General features: G+C 64.1%; 2 protein-coding genes. Both read right to left on the bottom strand.

The window, feature by feature from the left end:
• On the bottom strand, positions 1–667 hold a 667-nt coding region (locus tag GY769_17105), incomplete at its 3' end, for a penicillin acylase family protein (protein ID MCP4203641.1).
• 182 nt (positions 668–849) lie between these two features.
• Positions 850–2,169: an MFS transporter gene (locus GY769_17100; protein MCP4203640.1), complete on the bottom strand. Its 1,320-nt coding sequence runs from the start codon at positions 2,167–2,169 to the stop codon at positions 850–852.
• Between the last annotated feature and the right edge of the window lie 134 nt (positions 2,170–2,303).

Genomic DNA, 2,303 nt, shown 5'->3' with positions numbered 1-2,303 from the left:
TCTGGAAAGGCCCTCCGACCAACGGCGCATCCCACTCGGTACCGGAGGGATCCAGGAAATCGAGTACTTCCGAGCCCAGCAGATCCTCGATCGCGCCCCGCGCCGCCTCGTATTCACCGAAGGCGTCGTTGAGATCCAGATATATGCTGTGGACGACCAGAACCGTATCGACCGCCGTCCACGGCTCGGGATCGGCGTCGAGCATCAAGTACTCGAACGGCGCCGCATCCAGCCCTTCGAGACCGGCGTTGACGCCATCGGCATAGGCACGAGCCAAGCGGCGCTCGAGCGACGGTAGGTTCAGAACCGTGGTCTCCGCCCGCGCCCGGAAGCGATGCAGTCGCTGACGCTTGTCGGCCTCGACCGCGCTCTCGCCCAGAAGCTCGGCCAGCTCGCCCGCGGCGAACCGCCGCGCCAGGTCCATCTGGAAGAAACGATCCTGGCCGTGGGCGAAGCCGAGCGCCCGGGCGACGTCGATACGGTGCTCTCCTCGAATCGTGGCAACGCCCTGGATGTCGCGCTCAACGGTGACCGGCGCAGCCAGGCCGGAGAGCACGACCTCTCCGTCCAAGATCGGCAGGCTTCCCCTGAGTTGAACCCACGCGAAGCCCACCAGAGCCGCCGCAATGACAAGGAGTATCGCGAAGCTTCGCAGCGCCCATTTCATCTTTTCATCTTTGTCGACTCGCTCGCGTTCTTATCATCGGTGGTCCAGCCGAACCCGCCGACCTGCAGGGTCCTCTTCGTCCGATCTGTAGGATCCTCTCCGTCGATCCGTAGCGGTCGTCCGAGTCGACCGACGCCCCTCGGCCGAACCGGCTCCACCGCACTCAGGCCGGGTAGTCTACGTCAGGCTGAGGCTTCCCGCTCTTCCCGGTCCCACGCCTCCGCCGCCGCGCGTCCACGCTTGACGTCGACGCTCCCGAGCGCGACCAGGCCGACCAGAAAGAAGGCACCGTTCACCAGAATGGCGATTCGCTGAGAGCCGGTCGCAGAGGACACCGAGCCGAAGATAAAAACCCCGGTAACGTAGGCCGCCCGCATCGCCAGTCCCCAGAAGCCGAAGAACTCGCCGCTTTTTGCAACCGGCGAGAACAACCCCACCAGCGCCCGCGACGCCGATTGAAGCGATCCGATGCCGAGCCCCGCGGCGATCGCCACCGGCCAGAATTGGAGCTTGGTGGTCGAGAAATAGGCACCCACCGAAACCACGAGCCACAGCAGGAGAGCCAGCTCGAGGCTGCGCTTGGGACCCAGCTGGTCCTGAATCCAGCCGAAGAGGACCGCACCGGTCGCGGCGGCGACCTGCAACGCAATGAACAGTGTGATGATGTCGCTCGGGCTGAATCCGATCGTTCGCTCGGCGTAGATCGCGGCGAAAGCGATCACCGCCATCAGGCCGCAGGAATAGACGAAGAAGGCGCCGAGAAACCAGGCCAGCTCTGAGAATTGCTTCAACGACCGCCAGGTGGCGGCGATACGCTTGAATCCGTCCGCGGCGTATGCGCCTACCGACCGGCCCGAAGTCCGCTCGGTCCGCTCGCGCAGAAAAAGGACCGTCGGCAGGGCGCCAACCAGGAAGAACAATCCGGTCACCACCCAAGCCGCGCGCAAGCTCGACAGGTTGGCCTCGCTGAAGCCACCGGCGATGAGCGGCTTGACCAGAATCAGGCTGCCCAGGCCACCCAGGTAGCCCAGGCCCCAGCCGAAGCCGGAGATCCGGCCGATGTTAGCCGGCGTCGAGATCTCGGGCAGAAACCCTCCCACCAGGGTCTCACCGAAGGCATAAGCGCAGTTCGAGGCCACGAACAGAACGATTCCCACACCCAGGGCTCCGGGAGTGACGAAGTAGAGGCTGGCTGTACCCAAGCAGCAGAGCAGCCACATTGCTACCAGAAACGGCTTCTTTCGTCCCGAACCGTCGGCGATCGCCCCCAGGATCGGCGCCAGGACGAGCACGATCAGATTGCTGATCGCCACCGCGACGCTCCACCACCAGTCGGCATTGTCGCCCGGTGCGACCAGCTTGGTGAAGTAGATTGAAAACGCGACCGTAACGATGATCGTGGTATAGGCCGAATTCGCGACGTCGAACATCGCCCACGAGACGATCTCGCGTCGCGTAACCGGGGGGTAGTGAGGCATCACGAGACGCAGTGTAGCGTCCAAGGCTCTCGTCTCGTCGCGCGATCATCGGTTTTGCTGGAGCACAACGAGAGGATCTGCCGCATCGGGGACACGATTCCTTCGTGTCCCCTCCCGACTGCTTTTGCCCGAAAAGCCAACCAAGCGGAGGTCCCTCG

The sequence above is a fragment of the bacterium genome (assembly GCA_024224155.1).
Lineage (GTDB): Bacteria > Acidobacteriota > Thermoanaerobaculia > Multivoradales > JAHEKO01 > CALZIK01.
The sequence above is the reverse complement of the archived record's forward strand: the minus strand, read 5'-3'. Positions and strand labels throughout refer to the sequence as shown.